The sequence below is a fragment of the Serratia sp. CY76391 genome (assembly GCF_052166695.1).
Classification (GTDB): domain Bacteria; phylum Pseudomonadota; class Gammaproteobacteria; order Enterobacterales; family Enterobacteriaceae; genus Serratia; species Serratia nematodiphila.
This window is the reverse complement of the sequence record NZ_JBJNOJ010000006.1, coordinates 23620-44302: the sequence shown is the minus strand read 5'-3', so window position 1 is coordinate 44302 and position 20683 is coordinate 23620. Positions and strand designations below refer to the sequence as shown.

20 protein-coding genes are annotated in these 20683 nt (G+C 60.1%); 10 read left to right on the top strand and 10 right to left on the bottom strand.

Annotated features, from left to right (window positions below):
• The first annotated feature begins 14 nt into the window (after positions 1–14).
• Together asd and mscM are read left to right on the top strand one after the other, a co-directional pair.
• On the top strand, positions 15–908 hold the full coding sequence (asd, locus tag ACJ8PN_RS10980; RefSeq protein ID WP_442534935.1) for an archaetidylserine decarboxylase: 894 nt from the start codon (positions 15–17) through the stop codon (positions 906–908).
• A gap of 13 nt (positions 909–921) precedes the next feature.
• Positions 922–4269 carry a miniconductance mechanosensitive channel MscM gene (gene mscM, locus ACJ8PN_RS10975; protein ID WP_442534934.1) on the top strand — a complete coding sequence of 1116 codons (3348 nt, stop codon included), beginning with the start codon at positions 922–924 and terminating at the stop codon, positions 4267–4269.
• Positions 4270–4337: 68 nt separating this feature from the next.
• Here the strand turns inward: mscM and epmA are convergent, their stop codons facing one another.
• Entirely contained in the window at positions 4338–5315 is a 978-nt protein-coding gene (gene epmA / locus ACJ8PN_RS10970) for an elongation factor P--(R)-beta-lysine ligase (protein WP_033631603.1), read from the bottom strand.
• 385 nt (positions 5316–5700) lie between these two features.
• Between epmA and frdA the strand changes: the two genes are divergently transcribed.
• From frdA to blc, 5 genes are all read left to right on the top strand, one after another.
• Complete coding sequence (frdA, locus tag ACJ8PN_RS10965; protein ID WP_171453208.1) at positions 5701–7497, top strand: fumarate reductase (quinol) flavoprotein subunit; 1797 nt, start codon at positions 5701–5703, stop codon at positions 7495–7497.
• Positions 7490–8224: a succinate dehydrogenase/fumarate reductase iron-sulfur subunit gene (locus ACJ8PN_RS10960; protein WP_004929676.1), complete on the top strand. Its 735-nt coding sequence runs from the start codon at positions 7490–7492 to the stop codon at positions 8222–8224. Before frdA ends, ACJ8PN_RS10960 begins: the two co-directional genes overlap by 8 nt.
• A gap of 15 nt (positions 8225–8239) precedes the next feature.
• Complete coding sequence (gene frdC, locus ACJ8PN_RS10955) at positions 8240–8632, top strand: fumarate reductase subunit FrdC (RefSeq protein ID WP_004929673.1); 393 nt, start codon at positions 8240–8242, stop codon at positions 8630–8632.
• 12 nt (positions 8633–8644) lie between these two features.
• Positions 8645–9004 carry a fumarate reductase subunit FrdD gene (frdD, locus tag ACJ8PN_RS10950; RefSeq protein WP_004929672.1) on the top strand — a complete coding sequence of 120 codons (360 nt, stop codon included), beginning with the start codon at positions 8645–8647 and terminating at the stop codon, positions 9002–9004.
• Positions 9005–9088: 84 nt separating this feature from the next.
• The gene (gene blc / locus ACJ8PN_RS10945) at positions 9089–9622 is read left to right on the top strand and encodes an outer membrane lipoprotein Blc (protein WP_171453207.1); all 534 of its coding nucleotides are present in this window, start codon (positions 9089–9091) and stop codon (positions 9620–9622) included.
• Here the strand turns inward: blc and sugE are convergent.
• The 4 genes from sugE to efp all read right to left on the bottom strand — a co-directional run bounded on the left by sugE (position 9616) and on the right by efp (position 11146).
• On the bottom strand, positions 9616–9933 hold the full coding sequence (sugE, locus tag ACJ8PN_RS10940; protein ID WP_004929669.1) for a quaternary ammonium compound efflux SMR transporter SugE: 318 nt from the start codon (positions 9931–9933) through the stop codon (positions 9616–9618). The genes blc and sugE overlap by 7 nt on opposite strands.
• 192 nt (positions 9934–10125) lie before the next feature.
• Complete coding sequence (locus ACJ8PN_RS10935) at positions 10126–10257, bottom strand: entericidin A/B family lipoprotein (RefSeq protein WP_004929668.1); 132 nt, start codon at positions 10255–10257, stop codon at positions 10126–10128.
• Positions 10258–10377: 120 nt separating this feature from the next.
• Positions 10378–10509 (bottom strand): entericidin A/B family lipoprotein, encoded by a 132-nt coding sequence (locus ACJ8PN_RS10930; protein WP_004929667.1) that lies wholly within the window; start codon positions 10507–10509, stop codon positions 10378–10380.
• Positions 10510–10579: 70 nt separating this feature from the next.
• The gene (efp, locus tag ACJ8PN_RS10925) at positions 10580–11146 is read right to left on the bottom strand and encodes an elongation factor P (protein ID WP_004929666.1); all 567 of its coding nucleotides are present in this window, start codon (positions 11144–11146) and stop codon (positions 10580–10582) included.
• Between the two features lie 42 nt (positions 11147–11188).
• Here efp and epmB point away from each other — a divergent pair, with 42 nt between their 5' ends.
• Positions 11189–12217 carry an EF-P beta-lysylation protein EpmB gene (gene epmB / locus ACJ8PN_RS10920; protein WP_042783506.1) on the top strand — a complete coding sequence of 343 codons (1029 nt, stop codon included), beginning with the start codon at positions 11189–11191 and terminating at the stop codon, positions 12215–12217.
• Positions 12218–12305: 88 nt separating this feature from the next.
• On the opposite strand, the gene ACJ8PN_RS10915 is transcribed toward epmB, so the two are convergent.
• The 5 genes from ACJ8PN_RS10915 to ACJ8PN_RS10895 all read right to left on the bottom strand — a co-directional run bounded on the left by ACJ8PN_RS10915 (position 12306) and on the right by ACJ8PN_RS10895 (position 17325).
• Positions 12306–12650: a DUF4156 domain-containing protein gene (locus ACJ8PN_RS10915; RefSeq protein WP_004929664.1), complete on the bottom strand. Its 345-nt coding sequence runs from the start codon at positions 12648–12650 to the stop codon at positions 12306–12308.
• Between the two features lie 178 nt (positions 12651–12828).
• Positions 12829–14436, bottom strand: coding sequence for a methyl-accepting chemotaxis protein (locus ACJ8PN_RS10910; protein ID WP_171453206.1), 1608 nt, complete (start codon positions 14434–14436; stop codon positions 12829–12831).
• A 226-nt stretch (positions 14437–14662) separates the two neighbouring features.
• Positions 14663–16309, bottom strand: a complete 1647-nt coding sequence (groL, locus tag ACJ8PN_RS10905) for a chaperonin GroEL (protein WP_046897953.1) — start codon at positions 16307–16309, stop codon at positions 14663–14665.
• Between the two features lie 44 nt (positions 16310–16353).
• Positions 16354–16647: a co-chaperone GroES gene (locus ACJ8PN_RS10900; protein ID WP_004929661.1), complete on the bottom strand. Its 294-nt coding sequence runs from the start codon at positions 16645–16647 to the stop codon at positions 16354–16356.
• A 189-nt stretch (positions 16648–16836) separates the two neighbouring features.
• Positions 16837–17325 (bottom strand): FxsA family protein, encoded by a 489-nt coding sequence (locus ACJ8PN_RS10895; protein WP_004929660.1) that lies wholly within the window; start codon positions 17323–17325, stop codon positions 16837–16839.
• Positions 17326–17693: 368 nt separating this feature from the next.
• Between ACJ8PN_RS10895 and aspA the strand changes: the two genes are divergently transcribed.
• On the top strand, positions 17694–19130 hold the full coding sequence (gene aspA, locus ACJ8PN_RS10890; RefSeq protein ID WP_004929659.1) for an aspartate ammonia-lyase: 1437 nt from the start codon (positions 17694–17696) through the stop codon (positions 19128–19130).
• Between the two features lie 249 nt (positions 19131–19379).
• The gene (locus ACJ8PN_RS10885; protein WP_171453203.1) at positions 19380–20681 is read left to right on the top strand and encodes an anaerobic C4-dicarboxylate transporter; all 1302 of its coding nucleotides are present in this window, start codon (positions 19380–19382) and stop codon (positions 20679–20681) included.
• The last annotated feature ends 2 nt before the right edge of the window (positions 20682–20683 follow it).

Sequence of the window (20683 nt, the reverse complement as noted above, 5' to 3'; positions counted from 1 at the left end):
TTCACGAGGTTAACGTGCTGGATAGCATCAAGATTAAACTGCAATATTGGCTGCCGAAGCTGGCGCTGACCCGCCTGGCGGGCTGGGGCGCCGACAAACGAGCCGGCTGGCTGACCCAACTGGTGGTCAAAACCTTCGCCCGCTACTACCGCGTGGACATGCAGGAAGCGCAAAACCCGGATCTGGCGTCTTACGCCACCTTCAACGATTTCTTCGTGCGCCCGCTGCGCGATGGCGCGCGCCCGATCGTCGCCGACGCCAACTGGCTGGCGCTGCCCGCCGATGGCGCCATCAGCCAGCTCGGTCCGATCCGCGAGGACCAAATCTTCCAGGCCAAAGGCCACCACTACAGCCTGGAAGCGCTGCTGGCCGGCAACTACCTGTTGGCCGAGCCGTTCCGCAACGGCCTGTTCGCCACCACCTACCTGGCGCCGCGCGACTATCACCGCGTACACATGCCGTGTGCCGGCGTGCTGCGCGAAATGATCTATGTGCCGGGCGATCTGTTCTCGGTCAACCCGCTCACCGCCGCCAACGTGCCTAACCTGTTCGCACGCAACGAGCGCGTGATCTGCGTCTTCGACACCGACATCGGGCCGATGGTGCAAATCCTGGTCGGCGCCACCATCGTCGGCAGCATCGAAACCGTCTGGGCCGGCACCGTCACGCCGCCGCGCGAAGGCATTATCAAGCGCTGGACCTACCCGGCCGCTGGTGAAGAAGGCGCCATCGCGCTGGAAAAAGGCGCCGAGATGGGCCGTTTCAAACTCGGCTCCACGGTGATCAACCTGTTTACCGCAGGCAGCGTGCAGTTTGCGCCGCAGCTGCATAACGGCACCGTCACCCGCATGGGTGAAGCCTTCGCCGAAATCCCGGCCGCCACTGAAACACCACAGACCCCGATCTAAAGGAATCGACGCCGTGCGCCTTTTCATCACGCTTTTGCTCGGTTGCCTGCTGTGGCAACCGGCGCTGGCCGCCCCCGTGCCGACCGAGACCCAGCTCAAACAGGAGCTGAAGCAGGCGGAAAGCAGCAAAAACGCGCCGAATCAGGCGGAGACCACCGAGGCGCTGCAAAGCGCCCTCAACTGGCTGACGGAGCGCAAAGAGTCGCAGACTCGCTCCGAGCAGTATCAGAGGGTGATCGACGATTTTCCGAAGATGACGCAGGAGCTGCGCCGTCAACTGGTGCTGGAAAGCAACAAGATCCTGCCGAACGGCGACGATCTGCCGGCCGCCGAGCTGGAACAGCAGATCCTGCAAACCAGCAGCCTGCTGCTGGAACAGGCGCGCCTGCTGCAGCAAGAGCAGGATCGCACGCGGGAGATCAGCGATTCGCTCGGCCAGTTGCCGCAGCAGCAGACCGACGCCCGCCGTGCGCTGACGGAAGTGCAGCGCCGCCTGCAGGCGCAGCCTACCAACCCGACAACCCCGTATGCGCAGGCCGCCCTGGCCCTGCTGCAGGCCGAAGCCGCGGCGCGCAAAGCCAAAGTGGACGAGCTGGAGCTGGCGCAGCTGTCGGCCAACAACCGGCAGGAGCTGGCGCGCATGCGCGCCGAGGTCTATAAAAAGCGCCACGAGAAAATAGACGTTCAGCTGCAGGCGCTGCGCAACAACCTCAACGCCCAACGCCAACGCGAAGCGGAGCTGGCGCTGGAAAAAACCGAGCAATTGGCCGAGCAGAACGGCGATTTGCCAAAAAGCATCAGCCAGCAGCTGCAGATCAACCGCGAACTGTCCGCCGCGCTGAACAGCCAGGCGCAGCGCATGGATCTGATTTCGTCGCAGCAGCGGCAGGCGGCGGCGCAGACGCTGCAGGTGCGCCAGGCGCTGAGCACCATCATCGAGCAGGCCCAGTGGCTCGGTTCGTCGTCGGCGCTGGGGGAAACCCTGCGCGCCCAGGTGGCGACGCTGCCGGAAATGCCCAAACCGCAACAGCTGGACGGCGACATGGCCCAGTTGCGCGTGCAGCGCCTGCAGTTTGAAAATCAGCTGGAAAAGCTGTCGCAGCGCGAATTCAAGCGCGACGACGGCAGCGCGCTGACCAGCCAGGAGCAGCGCATCGTCGATGCCCAGCTGCGCACACAGCGCGAGCTGCTGAACTCGCTGCTGTCCGGTTGCGACACCCAAATCCTCGAGCTGACCAAGCTGAAGGTGGCCAACACCCAGCTGATCGAAGCGTTAAACGAAATTCGCGACGCCACCCACCGCTATCTGTTCTGGGTGCCGGACGTCAATCCGATCAACTTCTCTTATCCGCTCAACGTGGCGCACGATCTGACGCGCGTCCTGTCGCTGGACACGCTGTCGCAGCTCGGCGGCGCCTTCATGATGATGGTGACCAGCCGCGAAACGCTGATCCCGATCTTCGGCGCCCTGCTGCTGGTGATTTTCAGCATCAGTTCACGCAAGCACTATCACGCCTTCCTCGAGCGCGCCAGCAGCCGCGTCGGCAAGGTGACGCAGGACGAATTCTTCCTGACGGTGCGCACCGTGTTCTGGTCGATTCTGGTGGCGATGCCGCTGCCGGTGCTGTGGGCCGCGCTCGGTTACGGCCTGCAAAGCGCCTGGAACTACCCGGTGGCGGAAGCGATCGGCAAAGGGGTGACCGCCACGCTGCCGATCCTGTGGATCTGTATGATCTGCGCCGCCTTCGCCCACCCGCAGGGGCTGTTCATCGTGCACTTCCGCTGGCCGGCGAAGCAGGTTTCGCGCGCCATGCGCTACTACAAGATGTCGATCTGGCTGATCGTGCCGCTGATCATGGCGCTGATCACCTTCGATAGCCTGAAAGAACGCGAGTTCGCCAATACGCTGGGGCGGCTGTGCTTCATCCTGCTGTGTCTGGCGCTGGCGCTGGTCACCCACAGCCTGAAACGCGCCGGCATTCCGCTGTATCTGGATAAAAACGGCTCCGGCGACAACATGCTCAACAGCGCCTTCTGGGGGCTGCTGCTGTCGGCGCCGCTGCTGGCGGCGCTGGCGTCGACCGTCGGTTACCTCACCACCGCGCAGGCGCTGTTGGCGCGCCTGGAGACCTCGGTGGCGATCTGGTTCCTGTTGCTGGTCATCTACCACATCATCCGCCGCTGGATGCTGATCCAACGGCGGCGCATCGCCTTCGATCGCGCCAAACAGCGCCGTGCCGACATCCTGGCCCAGCGCGCCCGCGGCGAAGACGAAACCTCGCACACCCCGAACAGCACCGAAGGCGCCATCGATCCGGACGATTCGGACTTCGATCTGGACACCATCAGCGCCCAGTCGCTGCGGCTGGTGCGGTCGATCCTGACGCTGATCGCGCTGGTGTCGGTGATCGTGCTGTGGTCCGAGATCCACTCCGCGTTCGCCTTCCTGGAAAACATCTCGCTGTGGGACGTGACTTCGACGGTCAACGGTGTGGAGACCGCCCATCCGATCACCCTCGGCGCGGTGCTGATCGCCATTCTGGTGCTGATCATCACCATGCAGCTGGTGCGCAACCTGCCGGCGCTGCTGGAGCTGGCGGTGCTGCAGCACCTGGATCTGTCGCCGGGCACCGGCTACGCCATCACCACCATCACCAAGTACTTGCTGCTGCTGTTCGGCGCGGTGCTCAGCTTCGCCTGGATCGGCATCGAATGGTCAAAACTGCAGTGGGTGGTTACCGCGCTCAGTCTGGGGTTGGGCTTCGGCATGCAGGAGATCTTCTCCAACTTCATCTCCGGCCTGATCATCCTGTTCGAGAAACCGATCCGCATCGGCGACACTGTGACGATCCGCAACCTGACCGGCACCGTCACCAAGATCAATACCCGCGCCACCACCATTTCGGACTGGGATCGCAAAGAGATCATCGTGCCGAATAAAGCGTTCATCACCGAACAGTTCGTCAACTGGTCGCTGTCGGACACCCTGACCCGTGTGGTGCTGACCGTACCGGCGCCGGGCGAAGCCAACAGCGAGGAGGTGACCAAGATCCTGATGAACGCCGCCGAGCGCTGCTCGCTGGTGCTGGATAATCCGGCGCCGGAGGTTTACCTGGTCGATCTGCAACAGGGTATCCAGATCTTCGAGATGCGTATTTACGCCGCCGAGATGGGCCACCGCATGCCGCTGCGCCACGAGATCCACCAGCTGATCCTGGCGGGCTATCGCGAGCACGGCATCACGCTGCCGTACCCGCCGTTCCAGGTGCGCACCGAGACGCTGTCGCGGTTGACCAACAACGGCCGTACGCCGCCGTCTACGCCGGCGCCGAACACCAAGCGCGACGCCGGGGGGCTGTAAGCGCTTCTCGCGATAAAAAAAGGGTCGGCAAATGCCGACCCTTTTTGCTTTTTTCACCGCCTGAAACGTCAGGCGATCCCGACCGGGAAGGCCAACACGTCGCTCAGGCTCTCGGCGCCCAGCGCCAGCATCACCAGACGATCCACGCCCAGCGCCACGCCGGAACATTCCGGCATGCCGTGCTGCAAAGCCGCCAACAGGTGATAGTCGATCGGCTGCTGCGGCAGGCCGCGCTCCGCGCGCTTGCGGTTGTCCTGCTCGAAGCGCTGCTGTTGTTCACGGCCGTCGGTCAGCTCGCGGAAACCGTTCGCCAGCTCAATACCCTTGAAGTACACCTCGAAACGCTCCGCCACGCGGTGGTCTTCGGTGCTGATCTCCGCCAACGCCGCCTGGCTGGCCGGGAAGTGGTAAACGAACGCCGGCTTTTCACGGCCGATATGCGGTTCCACGCCCACGGTGAACAGCAGCTGCAGCAGCGTATCGCGATCTTCTTCGGTATCGGCGATGTTGCTCAGATCGAGTTTGGCCGCCGCTTCGCGCAGCTGCGCCTTCTCCGCCGACAGCGGATCGATGTCCAGATGGCGCAGGAACGCCTGCTGATAAGACAGGGTCTCCGCGCTCTCGCAGTCCAGCACCTGTTGCAGCAGATCGTCCACCTCATTCATCAGGCGGTACATGTCGTAGTGCGGACGGTACCACTCCAGCATGGTGAATTCGGGGTTATGGTGCCGCCCGGCCTCTTCATTGCGGAAGCTGCGCCCCATTTGGTAGATCGGGCCGCTGCCCGCCGCCAGCAGGCGCTTCATGTGATATTCCGGGCTGGTCATCATGTATAGCGTCAGGCCCTCTGCCGCCCCCGGCCCGACGAAACGCGTCTCGAACGGGAACAGGTGAACGTCGGTGACCGTCGCCTGGCTCATGGTGGGCGTCTCAACTTCCAGCACGCCACGATCGGCGAAGAAACGCCGGATCTCAGCCAGAATCGCTGCGCGTTTCAACAAATTGGCGATGGGTGCACTAGGCTGCCAGCTTGCCGTTTCGCTCATGGTAATTAACTCCGAAATCAAACAGGGGATGCAGTCTACTCGCATCCTTGCAGCCAAACAAATTCTTCACGATGCGCAACCGGCCATAACGCCAATTTCCGACAAATAGGCGGCAAAAGCGCGTTAAAAAGGGTAAAGCACGCCGAACGCGCGAAAAGGCAGGCAAGCCTGTTGGGCAAGCGTTAATCGACAAAACAATCGATCACATCAAATTTCCACTACTTAACTTTAGGTATAGTTAATTCCCCATTATTGGTGGGAGATATCTATCCTTAACCTTTAAGCAACATTAATCGGTTCAATTAGTTAGCACCCGAAGAGTTCGCTAAATTTTAAGCATAGATATTTAACTTGCCGTTCTTAATAAGAACATTGGAGGAATGCAGTGCAAACCTTTAACGCCGATCTTGCCATTATTGGGGCCGGGGGCGCTGGTTTACGTGCAGCAATAGCCGCAGCGGAAGCCAATCCCCAACTGAAAATCGCGCTGATCTCTAAGGTCTACCCGATGCGCAGCCACACGGTCGCCGCCGAGGGGGGCTCCGCCGCCGTCACTCAGGATCACGATACCTTCGACTACCACTTCCACGACACCGTCGCCGGCGGCGACTGGCTGTGCGAGCAGGACGTGGTCGATCACTTCGTGCATCAGTGCCCGCGCGAGATGACCCAGCTAGAACAGTGGGGTTGCCCGTGGAGCCGCAAACCGGACGGTTCGGTCAACGTGCGGCGCTTCGGCGGCATGAAGATCGAACGCACCTGGTTCGCCGCCGACAAGACCGGCTTCCACATGCTGCACACCCTGTTCCAGACCTCGCTGAAATACCCGCAAATTCAACGCTTCGACGAGCACTTCGTACTGGATATCCTGGTGGATGACGGCCAGGCGCGCGGCCTGGTGGCGCTCAACATGATGGAAGGCACCCGCGTGCAGATCCGCGCCAACGCGGTGGTGATGGCCACCGGCGGCGCCGGGCGCGTTTACCGCTACAACACCAACGGCGGCATCGTTACCGGCGACGGCATGGGCATGGCGTTCCACCACGGCGTACCGCTGCGCGACATGGAGTTCGTGCAGTATCACCCGACCGGCCTGCCCGGTTCCGGCATCCTGATGACCGAGGGCTGCCGCGGCGAAGGCGGCATTCTGGTGAACAAGGATGGCTACCGCTACCTGCAAGACTACGGCATGGGCCCGGAAACCCCGCTGGGCGAGCCGAAGAACAAATACATGGAGCTGGGCCCGCGCGACAAAGTGTCGCAGGCCTTCTGGCACGAATGGCGCGCCGGCCGCACCATCGCCACCCCGCGCGGCGACGTGGTCTACCTCGATCTGCGCCACCTGGGCGAGAAAAAGCTGCTGGAGCGGCTGCCGTTCATCTGTGAACTGGCCAAAGCCTACGTCGGCGTCGATCCGGTGAAGGATCCGATCCCGGTGCGCCCTACCGCGCACTACACCATGGGCGGCATCGAAACCGACCAGAACTGCGAAACCCGCATCAAGGGGCTGTTCGCGGTCGGCGAATGTTCCTCCGTCGGCCTGCACGGCGCCAACCGTCTCGGCTCCAACTCGCTGGCGGAACTGGTGGTATTCGGCCGCGTCGCCGGTGAACACGCCGCGCGCCGCGCGCTGGAAACCGCGCCGGCCAACGGCGCCGCGCTGGATGCGCAAACCCGCGACGTCGAAACCCGCCTGGGCAACCTGATGAAGCAGGAAGGCAACGAAAACTGGGCGAAGATCCGCGACGAAATGGGGCTGTCGATGGAAGAAGGCTGCGGCATCTACCGTACGCCGGAGCTGATGCAAAAAACCATCGATAAGCTGGCCGAGCTGAAAGAGCGTTTCAAACGCGTCAAAATCACCGACAACTCCAGCGTGTTCAATACCGATCTGCTGTACACCATCGAGCTGGGCTACGGCCTGGACGTCGCCGAATGCATGGCGCACTCCGCATTTAACCGCAAAGAGTCTCGCGGCGCCCACCAGCGCCTGGACGAAGGCTGCACCGAGCGTGACGACGTCAACTTCCTCAAGCATACGCTGGCGTTCCATAACCCGCAGGGCGCGCCGCGTCTCGAATACAGCGACGTGAAAATCACCAAGCTCCCGCCGGCCAAACGCGTCTACGGCGCAGAAGCCGAAGCGCAGGAGAAAAAGAATAAGGAGCAGGCAAATGGCTGAGATGCAAACCCTGAAGATCGACGTCATGCGCTATAACCCGGAAAGTGACGCCGAGCCGCATTTCGTCACTTACGCCGTGCCTTATGATGAACAGACCTCGCTGCTCGATGCGCTGGGCTACATCAAGGATAACCTGGCGCCAGACCTCTCCTACCGCTGGTCTTGCCGCATGGCGATCTGCGGCTCCTGCGGCATGATGGTCAACCGCGTGCCGAAGCTGGCGTGCAAAACCTTCCTGCGCGACTACGTCGGCGGCATGAAGGTCGAAGCGCTGGGCAACTTCCCGATCGAGCGCGATCTGGTGGTGGACATGACCCACTTCATCGAAAGCCTGGAGGCGATCAAACCGTACATCATCGGCAACGATCGCAAACCGGAGGATGGCCCGAACGTGCAGACCCCGGCGCAGATGGCCAAATACCACCAGTTCTCCGGCTGCATCAACTGCGGCCTGTGCTACGCCGCGTGCCCGCAGTTCGGCCTCAACCCCGAGTTTATCGGCCCGGCGGCGATCACGCTGGCGCACCGCTATAACCTGGACAACCGCGACCACGGCAAGAAACAGCGCATGCCGCAGCTCAACGGCCAAAACGGCGTCTGGAGCTGTACCTTCGTCGGCTATTGCTCTGAAGTCTGCCCGAAACACGTCGATCCCGCCGCAGCCATCCAGCAGGGCAAGGTGGAGAGCGCCAAAGACTTCATGATCGCCATGCTGAAGCCGCAATAAGGGAGAAAAATTGCCATGACAACTCAACGTAAGCCCTATGTGCGCACCATGACGCCCACCTGGTGGCAAAAGCTCGGCTTCTACCGTTTCTACATGCTGCGCGAAGGCACCTCGGTGCTGGCGGTGTGGTTCAGCATCGTGCTGCTGTACGGCGTGTTTGCGCTGAAGGGCGGCGCCGAGAGCTGGGCCGGCTTCGTCGGTTTCTTGCAGAATCCGCTGGTGCTGTTGATCAACGTCGTCGCCCTGCTGGCGGCGGCGCTGCACACCAAAACCTGGTTCGATCTGGCGCCGAAGGCCGCCAATATCGTGGTCAACAGCGAGAAAATGGGGCCGGGCCCCATCGTGAAAGGGCTGTGGGCCGTCACCATCGTCGTCAGCGTGGTCATCCTGGCCGTGGCCCTGATCTAATCCGGAGGAAACATGATAAATCAAGCACCTAAACGTTCCGACGAGCCGGTTTTCTGGGGATTGTTCGGCGCCGGCGGTATGTGGGGGGCGATCGTCGCGCCGGCCATCGTACTGCTGGTCGGCATTCTGCTGCCGCTGGGGCTGTTCCCCGGTGAGGCGCTGGGTTACGAGCGCGTGCTGGCGTTCTGCCAGAGCCTGATCGGCCGCCTGTTCCTGCTGCTGATGATCATTCTGCCACTGTGGTGCGGCCTGCACCGCATCCACCATGCGATGCACGATCTGAAGATCCACGTGCCGGCCGGCAAGTGGGTGTTCTACGGTCTGGCGGCAATCCTCAGCGTGGTCACCGTCATCGGCGTCGTCACGCTGTAAACCGCTCAGGCGGCCAACGCCCGTTGGCCGCCCTTTTCTCATCGGCTACACTGTCTACTCGCCCCCGGTAAACAGGAGTCACCGATGCGTTTATGGTCAAAGCTTAGCGTCATGCTTTCCGCCCTGCTCTCCGTCGCTTGCAGCGTCTCCCCGCCTAAAGACATCAAGGTCGTGACCCCTTTCGACAGCCAGCGCTATCTCGGCACCTGGTATGAGATTGCACGTCTGGATCATCGCTTTGAACGCGGTTTGCAGCAGGTGACCGCCCACTACAGCCCGCGCGCCGACGGCGGACTGAAAGTCATCAATCGCGGCTTCAATCCGCAGAAACAGCAATGGCAAGAAAGCGAAGGCAAAGCCTACTTTATCGGTTCACCGCAGGTCGCGGCGCTGAAAGTGTCGTTCTTCGGCCCCTTCTACGGCGGCTATAACGTGATTGCCCTGGATCCGGCGTATCGCTACGCGCTGGTTTGCGGCCCGAACCGCGACTATCTGTGGATCCTGTCGCGCACGCCGACGCTTGACGCCGCCGTGCGCGACCGTTTATTGCAGACAGCCAAAGGCTACGGTTTCGCCACCGACAAGCTGATCTGGGTGCAGCAGTCCGCCGATCAGTGACTGCTGAACTTCAGCCCGAGGATGCCGACCACGATCAGGCACAGGCTGATGATGCGCGCGATATTGGTCGATTCGCCCAACAGCACCATGCCCATGATGGCCGCGCCCACCGCACCGATGCCGGTCCACACCGCGTAGGCGGTGCCGGCGGGCAGCGTTTTCATGGCGTTGGCCAACAGCAACATGCTGACCACCATCGCGGCGATGGTGATAATGCTCGGCGTCAGCCGGGTAAAACCGTGGGTGTATTTCAGACCGATAGCCCAAACCACTTCGAGCAAACCGGCGATAAGCAGAATAATCCAGGCCATGAGACGGCCTCCCTACCACTGGGGTCGTCCCCGATAAAATGACGCGTAAACGGGTCGTCCCGTTCAGCGAGGTGATGCATGAGGGGTAACCTCACCCGCACTGCGGCAGGATAGCAGCAGCGTTAACGCTCAGGCAAGGGATAGAAATGTGGCGGCTCTCCGCAGCCGGAACGCCGCCGGGTGGAATGCGGATTATTCCGCGCTGCGCTGAATAGCCTTGCCGCCGGCCTGAATGTCTTCACCCACACCGCGGGTGGTATTGCAGGCGGTCAGCGAGCTCAAAATCATCAAAGAGAAGATCGCGATAATACTTTTCTTCAGCATAAGAAAGTCCTTATTGGTCGTTGATGAAAAAGTACGGCTTTCTAAGCGTAGTCAAAATTGACGGAGGGTGTGGGATAGTGACCGGCTTTGTGGCGCAAATACATCGGGTTAAAGGCAGGATCAGCTGGCCGTGCGGGAGATGGCGCCGCCGAGATGCTGAACGTCTTCGCCGAAACCGCGAAACGTATTGCAACTGCTGAGGGAGAAAAGGAACAACAGGGAGAGCACGGCCAACAGCGTTTTCTTGAACATGCGGATTTTCTGCCAACGAACGAGGATGGGATAAAACAGAGGAACCGCGGGGGTTCCTCTGTTTTGAAACTTACTTAACGCGAGAGACGTATTCGCCAGAGCGAGTGTCAACCTTGATCACTTCGCCGATCTGGACGAACAACGGCACTTTTACCACGGCGCCGGTGCTCAGGGTAGCCGGCTTGCCGCCAGTCCCTGCGGTATCGCCTTTCAGGCCAGGATCGGTATCGGTGATTTCCGCTTCGATAAAGTTCGGCGGCTGAACGGCGATTGGACGGCCATCCCACAGAGTGATGATGCACTCTGCGTTATCCTGCAGCCATTTGGCCGCGTCGCCGACGGTTTTGCCGTCAACCTGATGCTGTTCGAAAGACTCAGGGTGCATGAAGTGGTAGAACTCACCGTCGCTGTACAGGTAGTTCATGTTGGTGTCCATCACGTCTGCGCCTTCGCAAGAATCGGTAGACTTGAAGGTTTTTTCCACGCGGGTGCCGGTCAGCAGACGGCGCATTTTCACGCGTGCAAACGCCTGGCCTTTGCCCGGCTTAACGAACTCACTGGCTTCGACGGCGTAAGGTTCGCCCTCGAACATGATTTTAAGACCCGGACGGAAATCGTTGCTAGAATAAGTCGCCATGATGGCCCTCTGAATATTTGAACTGGTAGCTTAGCCAAAAAAATGGCACACATTATAACCCAAAGTACGGCACATAGAGAAGATTGGTTGCATCAACTCGCCGATGTTATTACCGATCCCGATGAATTACTGCAGCTTTTGTCACTGAATACGCACCCGGAACTGCCGCAGGGGCGCGATGCCCGCCGGCTGTTTGCCCTGCGCGTGCCGCGCGCCTTCGCTGCGCGCATGCGCCCCGGCGATGCCAACGACCCGCTGCTGCGCCAGGTGCTGACCGCCAGAGAGGAGTTCATCAACGCCCCAGGGTTCACCACCGATCCGCTCGATGAGCAGCGCAGCGTGGTGCCGGGCCTGCTGCACAAATACCGCAATCGCGCGCTGCTGCTGGTCAAAGGCGGCTGTGCGGTCAACTGCCGTTACTGCTTCCGCCGCCACTTCCCCTATCAGGATAATCAGGGCAACAAGAACAACTGGCGGCAGGCGCTGGATTATATCCGCCAACACCCGGAACTCGACGAGATCATTTTTTCCGGCGGCGATCCGCTGATGGCCAAAGACAGCGAGCTGGAGTGGCTGGTCGGCGAACTGGAGGCCATCCCGCACCTGAAACGCCTGCGCATTCACACCCGTCTGCCGGTGGTGATCCCGGCGCGCATTACGCCGGCGCTGTGCCGCCTGCTGTCGGCCTCGCGCCTGCAGGTGCTGATGGTCACGCATATCAACCACGCCAACGAAATCGACCGCGAGCTGCAGAGTGCCATGGCTCAGCTGCGCCTCGCCGGCGTCACGCTGCTCAATCAAAGCGTGCTGCTGCGCGACGTCAACGATGACGCCGACACGCTGGCCGCGCTCAGCAACGCGCTGTTCGACGCCGGCATCCTGCCCTACTACATTCACGTGCTGGACAAGGTGCAGGGCGCGGCGCACTTCATGGTCAGCGACGATGAAGCGCGCGTCATCATGCAGGCGCTGCTGAGCAAGGTGTCCGGTTATCTGGTGCCGCGCCTGACGCGTGAAGTAGGCGGCGAACCGAGCAAAACACCGATCGACCTGCGCCTGATGCAGGAGTGATGCGCGCCACATGGCCTGATGGAACGAAAAGAGGAATGCCGTGGCATTCCTCTTTTTTTATCTCTGTGCGGCGTTTGGCCTCAGCGCCTTACGGGCACTTGTAAACCTGGCCGACCATTTTGCTGTCCAGCGGCGCGAAGCTGGAGAGCAGGTTCTGGCTTGGGCTGTTGGCACCGTAGATCACGTTGCCGCCCATTGCCGCCGCCTTGTTGCGCAGATCGTTGGCCGCACCGCGCATGGAGCTGCCCTCACCGCCGTTGCCGGACAGCCAGTTGCTCTGGGTGCCGGTCACTTCCCCCAGCAGCTGGCATTCCGCCGCCGGCTTGCTGTCAGTGAACTTGATCTGCTGACCCGCAGCGGTCAGTTCATGAGTGGTGCTGCAACCCGCCAGCAGCACCGCTGCCGAAAGACCCAGTAAGGCTTTAATCCGCATCTTGTTCCCCATTCGATGTTGAGAATTACGCAAAAGCTTATCAGAAAGCGATGCCATCTCTTAAGCATCCGTTGCCGCGCGAGCGGGCCAACGTCTTGAGCGACAGCTGATGACTAACCAGTTTACCAGCTAAATCGCCCCGGGCGGCAAAAATATCATCAAATACAGAGCGGCGGCATTATACCCAGCCGGCACCGGCCGCCGAAGCCGACGCTGCCGGCTCTCCCGCCAGTTGGAATACCGCCACCGCCTGCGCCAGCAGGGCCGCCTGCTCCTCTACGCCGACGGCGGTGGTCGCCACCTCTTCCACCAGCGCGGCATTCTGCTGGGTTACCTGATCCATCTGGGTCACCGCCACCCCGACCTGCTCAACGCCCTTGCTTTGCTCTTGCGACGCGTACGAGATGTTATCCATCAGCGACGTCACCTGGTTCACCGAGCCGACGATGGCATTCATCGTCTCGCCCGCCTGTTCCACCAGCCGCACGCCGGCGGCGATATCGCCGGTGACGCCGTCGACCAGGCTGCTGATCTCCTTGGCCGAAGTCGCGCAGCGCTGCGCCAGGTTGCGCACTTCGCCGGCCACCACCGCAAAACCCCGCCCCTGCTCCCCGGCGCGCGCGGCCTCGACGGCGGCGTTCAGCGCCAGAATGTTGGTCTGGAAGGCGATGCCGTCGATCACGCTGGTAATATCCCCCACCTGACGCGCGCTGTCGTTGATCGCCCGCATCTTGTCGACCGCGCTGGCCATCAGCGTTTCGCCGTTGCGGGCAATGCCGGCGGTCTGATTGACCATCCCGGCGGCCTGGTTGGCGTTATCGGCGTTTTGCCGCACCGTAGCGGTGATCTGTTCCATGCTGGCGGCGGTTTCCGTCAGCGCGCTGGCCTGTTCTTCTGTGCGGCTGGAGAGATCGGCGTTGCCGACGGCGATCTCATGCGTGCCGTGGTTGATCGACTCCACGCCGTCACGCACCTGCTGCACGGTGGCGCTCAGCTCCTGCTGCATCGCCTGCAGGCTGGCGAACAACATGCCAATCTCATCGTTGCTGCGCGCCACGATCTTGCTACGCAGATCGCCACGCCCAACCTTTTGCAAATGTTCGGCAATCTGGCGCAGCGGCAGGATCAGGCGCCGGCGGAAATCACGCTGTACAGCGAGCAGCAGCAGCAGGATCGCCGCCAGGGTGCCGCTCAGCAGGCGGGCGAACACTTTCTGAGTCTGCTCCGCCTCCTCCACCGCCAGACGGTGGGCGGCCACCGTGGCCCGCATGTAGTCGGCAAACTGGCCGTCCAACCGTTGGCGCACCTGACGCTTCTCGGCCGCCATGGCGTGCAGCCGTTCAATCAACGATGCCTGCGGCGTCTCGGCCAGCAGCGTCAACTCTTGCTTCAGCACTCTCTGCTGCGCCAGGTAGACCTTTTTCATCGCCTCGCCCAGCTCCGGGCGCGATACCGTCAGGCCCGGCGTATCCCAGAACAGATTGAAAGCGACATCGGCGCCGCGCAGCTCGCCGCGCGCCTCATCAATGCCCTGCTGAATATCGGCTCTGCTGGTCTGCGCCATACGCTCGAACGCCATGTTGTCGATCAGCGTCTGCGTTTGCAGCAAAGCACGCCAGCTGCGGTTCAGCGCCGCTTCCTCGTCGGAGAAAGTGCTCATTCTGCCGATGCTGTTGCCGTTTTGCTGCATGAAATAGAAGGCGATGGCGCCGGTTCCCATGGGCATCAAGCCCAGCAGCAACAGCATCAACATCAGCCAGGTGGCTATTTTCATATTTTTCAGCATAAGTCGTCTCCGTTGACAATCACCCCGGCGGGGGAAAATTCCCCACCCGGTAGGGGCTATATCGGTACGAAACGACAACGGTTTAGGGCAAAAACAAAATAATGCAATCATTCATTCATCAAACTAATAACAAGCTAATAAAACATCCTTTTTATTGATTTTTAAGCTAAAAAAAACCCCGGTCGTTTGACCGGGGTTCTCAGCACACAAGCGTGTGGGGGGATGATTACATCATGCCGCCCATACCGCCCATGCCGCCCATGCCGCCTGCTGCGCCCAGATCCGGTGCGTCAGCCTTCGGCAGGTCGGTGACCATGCATTCGGTGGTGATCATCAGGCCAGCCACGGAAGCCGCGTACTGCAGAGCAGAACGGGTCACTTTGGTTGGATCCAGGATACCCATCGCGATCATGTCGCCATATTCTTCAGAGTAAGCGTTGTAGCCGTAGCTGCCTTCGCCCGCTTTCACCTGGTTGGCGATAACGGAAGCTTCTTCACCGGCGTTAATCACGATCTGACGCAGAGGGGCTTCCATTGCGCGCAGCGCAACTTTGATACCCACGTTCTGGTCTTCGTTGTCGCCTTTCAGCGCGGCGATTTTGCCTGCAACGCGGATCAGCGCGACGCCGCCGCCGGCAACCACGCCTTCTTCCACTGCAGCGCGGGTTGCGTGCAGGGCGTCTTCAACGCGGGCTTTCTTCTCTTTCATTTCAACTTCAGTCGCTGCGCCAACCTTGATAACGGCAACGCCGCCGGCCAGTTTCGCTACGCGCTCCTGCAGTTTTTCACGATCGTAGTCAGAGGTCGCTTCTTCGATCTGCTGACGGATCTGAGCAACGCGGCCCTGGATGGTCGCTTCGTCGCCCACGCCATCGATGATGATGGTGGTGTCTTTGTTGATGACAACGCGTTTCGCCTGACCCAGGTCTTCCAGGGTGGCTTTTTCCAGCTCCAGACCGATCTCTTCAGAGATAACGGTACCGGCAGTCAGGGTCGCGATGTCCTGCAGCATGGCTTTACGACGGTCGCCGAAGCCAGGCGCCTTAACGGCAGCCACTTTCACGATGCCGCGCATGGTGTTGACCACCAGGGTCGCCAGCGCTTCACCTTCAACGTCTTCAGCGATGATCAGCAGCGGTTTGCCTGCTTTGGCAACGGCTTCCAGCACCGGCAGCATTTCGCGGATGTTGGAGATCTTCTTGTCAGCCAGCAGGATGAACGGGCTTTCCAGCTCAACAGAACCGGTTTCCGGCTTGTTGATGAAGTATGGGGACAGGTAACCGCGGTCGAACTGCATACCTTCAACCACGTCCAGCTCGTCTTGCAGGCCGGTGCCTTCTTCAACGGTGATAACGCCTTCTTTGCCCACTTTCTCCATCGCTTCCGCGATCAGTTTACCCACGGTTTCGTCGGAGTTGGCGGAGATGGTGCCCACCTGAGCGATAGCTTTGGAATCGGAGCAAGGTACGGACAGTTTTTTCAGTTCTTCAACCGCAGCGACAACCGCTTTGTCGATGCCGCGCTTCAGATCCATCGGGTTCATGCCGGCAGCAACCGCTTTCAGGCCTTCGGTGATGATGGATTGAGCCAGTACGGTTGCCGTGGTGGTGCCGTCGCCCGCCGCGTCGTTCGCTTTGGAGGCCACTTCTTTCACCATCTGTGCGCCCATGTTCTCGAACTTGTCTTCCAGCTCGATTTCACGCGCAACGGAAACGCCGTCTTTGGTGATGGTCGGTGCGCCGAAAGATTTATCCAGCACTACGTTGCGGCCTTTCGGGCCCAGGGTCACTTTTACTGCATCAGCGAGAACATTCACGCCGCGGAGCATTTTCACGCGAGCGTCATTGCCGAATTTTACGTCTTTAGCTGCCATTGGTATTTCCCTTCAACTCGTTCAGTTCAGAAGATAAAGCGCAATTACGCTTCAACAATTGCCAGAATGTCGCTTTCGGACATGATCAACACTTCTTCATTGTCGATCTTCTCTGCTTTCACGCCGTAGCCGTCGTTGAAAATCACGATATCGCCAACTTTCACATCCAGCGGTTGGATGTTGCCGTTTTCCAGCACACGCCCTTTACCCACTGCAACCACTTCACCGCGAGTGGATTTACCCGCAGCAGAGCCAGTCAGGACGATGCCGCCAGCAGATTTTGATTCAACTTCTTTGCGCTTGACGATAACGCGGTCATGCAATGGACGAATACTCATTGAACGCTCTCCTGTAAGAAGGTCTCTATCAGATTTAGGGTTGTACACCGGATGGTTGTTATTACCGGCCTCGTGGCATTTGAGATGGGGGCGTTCCAGCCCCCTTCAAGGGGGCTAACGAAAAAAATTTCGCATTTTTGGTTCGGCGAGTGCCGCAGAGATGAAAAACGCGGCCTGGGCCGCGTTTGCTTAACGATCGTGAGGTTTGCGATCCTCGTCCGGGCGGTGTTCCAGCACCGGGCGCTCGTCGTCCTTGCGCTGGAATTCGCCGTCAAAGGTGTTGCCGTTGGCGGCGTCGCCGCCCGTCCAACCGCCGGGGCGATACACCGACAGATGCGGCATCAGCTTCAGCGTCAGCGATTTTTGCACCGGCGGCAGCAGCAGCAGCAGGCCGAGGAAATCGGTGAAGAAGCCCGGAATCAGCAGCAGGAAGCCCGCCAGCACCAGCGAAACGCTTTTCACCATTTCCGCCGCCGGGCTTTCGCCGGCCGCCAGTTTTTGCTGCATCTGCACGAAGGTTTTCATGCCCTGATTGCGCACCAGCGAAATGCCGACGCAGGAGCTGAACACCACCAGCAACAGGGTGACAGCCACGCCGAGCACGGCGGCGACTTTGATAAAGATGGATATTTCTATGTAAGCCAGCAGAAATATCAGCAGTAGCGGTAACCAGCGCACCTGGTTCTCCTATCGGTAGGTAAAACGCGGCCGCCACGGGGGCGACGGCGCGAAAAAAGAGGCCGTAAACGGCCGACACCATTACAATGAGGGCATCCCCCCACCATTTCAACCGAGAGCCGGTTTTTATTGCTAAAGTTCACAAACGTGAAAGAAGTCACAGAACCGGAAAAGGGCATATCCTTAAACACCATAAGGTGATCTGGATTCAGTCATTTCTTATCAACCAGCATATGATCTGGGCAGCAACGGGCGATTTGGTTAATCGTTTCACGCCCCAAGCCTTCGGCAATATTAATTTAGGCTGTGCCCTTTAGCCTTGACCTGACAAATTATTAATTCGGCAGCAACACATAGAGAAGGTTCTCATGTCAAACAACATTCGTATCGAAGAAGACCTGTTAGGAACACGTGAAGTCCCCGCAGACGCTTACTACGGAGTTCACACTCTGCGTGCGATTGAAAACTTCTACATCAGCAACAGCAAAATCAGCGATGTCCCCGAGTTCGTTCGCGGCATGGTGATGGTGAAAAAGGCCGCGGCGATGGCCAACAAAGAACTCAAAACCATCCCGCGCAAAATCGCCGACGTGATCATCCAGGCCTGCGACGAGGTGCTGGATAAAGGCAAGTGCATGGATCAGTTCCCGGTGGACGTATTCCAGGGCGGCGCGGGCACCTCGCTGAACATGAACACCAACGAAGTGCTGGCGAACATCGGCCTGGAGCTGATGGGCCACCAAAAAGGCGAATACCAGTACCTGAACCCGAACGATCACCTCAATAAATGCCAGTCCACCAACGACGCCTACCCGACCGGGTTCCGCATCGCGGTGTACGCCTCCAACCAGAAACTGATCGACGCCATCAACCAGCTGCGCGAAGGCTTCGATCGCAAGGCGAAAGAGTTCGAAACCATCCTAAAGATGGGCCGTACCCAGCTGCAGGACGCGGTGCCGATGACCCTCGGCCAGGAATTCCACGCCTTCAGCGTGCTGCTGAACGAAGAGACCCGCAACCTGCACCGCACCGCGGAGCTGCTGCTGGAAGTGAACCTGGGCGCCACCGCCATCGGCACCGCGCTCAACACCCCGGAAGGCTACCAGCCGCTGGCGGTGCAAAAACTGGCGGAAGTCAGCGGCCTGCCGGTGGTGCCGGCGGAAGACCTGATCGAAGCCACCTCCGACTGCGGTGCCTACGTGATGGTGCACAGCGCGCTCAAACGCCTGGCGGTGAAACTGTCCAAAATCTGTAACGACCTGCGCCTGCTCTCCTCCGGCCCGCGCGCCGGCCTGAATGAAATCAACCTGCCGGAGCTGCAGGCGGGATCGTCCATCATGCCGGCCAAAGTGAACCCGGTGGTGCCGGAAGTGGTCAATCAGGTGTGTTTCAAGGTGATTGGCAACGACACTTGCGTTACCATGGCGGCCGAAGCGGGCCAGCTGCAGTTGAACGTGATGGAGCCGGTGATCGGCCAGGCGATGTTCGAGTCGATCCACATCCTGACCAACGCCTGCTACAACCTGCTGGAAAAATGCATTAACGGCATCACCGCGAATAAAGAAGTCTGCGAACACTACGTCTTCAACTCGATCGGTATCGTCACCTATCTGAACCCGTTCATCGGCCACCACAACGGTGACATCGTCGGGAAGATCTGCGCCGAAACCGGCAAGAGCGTGCGTGAAGTGGTGCTGGAACGCGGCCTGCTGACCGAAGCCGAGCTGGATGACATCTTCTCCGTGGAGAACCTGATGCACCCGGCCTATAAAGCCAAACGCTATACGGATGAAAATGAACAATAACAGACCTACCCGGTAGCCCTGAAAGGCACGCTAAATCCTCTGGATAGCGTGCCTTTTTACTTTTCGGCGCCCACAAAATTTTAACGTTTTATTTTCAATTTACACCCTAAATCATTGGGACTGCATCAAGGCGGCAAGAGCGCAAGTCCCCAGGAGCTTACTCAAGTAAGTGACTGGGGTGAGTGCTCGCAGCCAACACCGATGCAGTTTCAAGGATGACGGGAAATCTCATTTTAAGGAGTAAACACTATGCTAGCCGTAGAATTGGTTATCGTTCTGCTGGCCATCTTTTTAGGGGCCAGGTTGGGCGGTATCGGTATCGGGTTCGCGGGGGGATTGGGCGTTCTGGTCCTGGCGCTGATCGGCGTCAAGCCGGGCAGCATCCCTTTCGACGTGATTTCCATCATCATGGCGGTGATCGCGGCGATCTCCGCGATGCAGGTCGCCGGGGGGATGGACTACCTGGTGCAGCAGACCGAAAAGCTGCTGCGCAAGAACCCCAAACATATCACCATTCTCGCCCCTATCGTCACCTACTTCCTGACCATCTTCGCCGGCACCGGCAACATCTCGCTCTCGGCGCTGCCGGTGATCGCCGAGGTGGCGAAAGAACAGGGCATCAAGCCTTGCCGGCCGCTGTCGACCGCCGTGGTGTCCGCCCAGATCGCCATCACCGCCTCGCCGATTTCCGCCGCGGTGGTGTACATGTCTTCGGTGATGGAAGGCCACGGCGTCAGCTACCTGCATCTGCTGATGGTGGTGATCCCGTCCACTTTCTGTGCCGTGCTGGTGATGTCGCTGCTGGTGACCTGGCTGTTCGACTCCAAGCTGTCTAACGATCCGGTCTACCTGAAACGCCTGGAAGAAGGCCTGATCACCCTGCGCGGCAACAACGCGCTGGCGATCAAACCACGCGCCAAAGCCTCGGTGCTGCTGTTCCTGCTGGGCGTGCTGTGCGTGGTGGCCTACGCCATCATCAACAGCCCGGGCCTGGGCCTGGTGGCCAAGCCGCTGATGAACACCACCAACGCCATCCTGATCATCATGCTGAGCGTCGCCACGCTGACCACCCTGCTGTGCCGCGTCGACACCGACATGGTGCTGAACTCCAGCACCTTCAAGGCCGGCATGAGCGCCTGTATCTGTATCCTCGGCGTCGCCTGGCTGGGCGACACCTTCGTGCAGGCCAACATCGACTGGATCAAAGAGACGGCCGGCAGCGTCATTCAGGCGCACCCGTGGCTGCTGGCGGTGATCTTCTTCTTCTGCTCGGCGCTGCTGTACTCGCAGGCCGCCACCGCCAAGGCGCTGATGCCGATGGCGCTGGCGCTGAACGTGTCGCCGCTGACCGCCGTCGCCTCCTTCGCCGCCGTTTCCGGCCTGTTCATCCTGCCGACCTACCCGACGCTGGTCGCCGCGGTGCAGATGGACGATACCGGCACCACGCGCATCGGCCGCTTCGTGTTCAACCATCCGTTCTTCATTCCCGGCACCCTGGGCGTGATCTTCGCGGTGGTATTCGGCTTCCTGCTCGGCAGCGTCATGCTGTAACG